The organism is Microbulbifer sp. ABH2_005, from assembly GCF_056160005.1.
This window is the reverse complement of record NZ_JBSWWI010000011.1, coordinates 1-454: the sequence shown is the minus strand read 5'-3', so window position 1 is coordinate 454 and position 454 is coordinate 1. Positions and strand designations below refer to the sequence as shown.

Below are 454 nucleotides of genomic sequence, written 5' to 3'. Positions count from 1 at the left end.
GGGGACAAGGCTTTCAAGGCCAATGAGATAGCCTTTACCGGTATCTCAAGTCTCAATACCGGTGAGGGGACTGATACAGTTAGCACCAATGTAGCTAATAGCGCATGGAGTCTCTCGAATACGGATAATAAGGCCACAAGCAGCGGAATTACCTTTACCAATATAGAAAAAGTCACCGCTTCAGATAGTCAGGGCACACTGGAAAGTAAGAACGATGACAATGAATTTGCCCTGACCAATGATGGACGTATTGATGCTGATACTATTCGCTTTACTGGATTTACCACAATTGAGGGTAACGGTACTGCCTCACTAGATGCCAGTGCCATTAGTGGTAATCTTCTTTTGCTAGATGACAACAAGGTAAAAGCTGATTTTACTGATGACAACATTATCGATATTACGATCTCCGGTATTAATGAAGCGGTAGCGAGTAAGCTGCTGGGTACGGATA

General features: G+C 43.6%; 1 protein-coding gene. It reads left to right on the top strand.

The window, feature by feature from the left end:
* Positions 1 to 454 (top strand): hypothetical protein (locus tag ACXAFI_RS20025; RefSeq protein WP_475110175.1); only part of this gene is annotated, 454 nt, incomplete at both ends.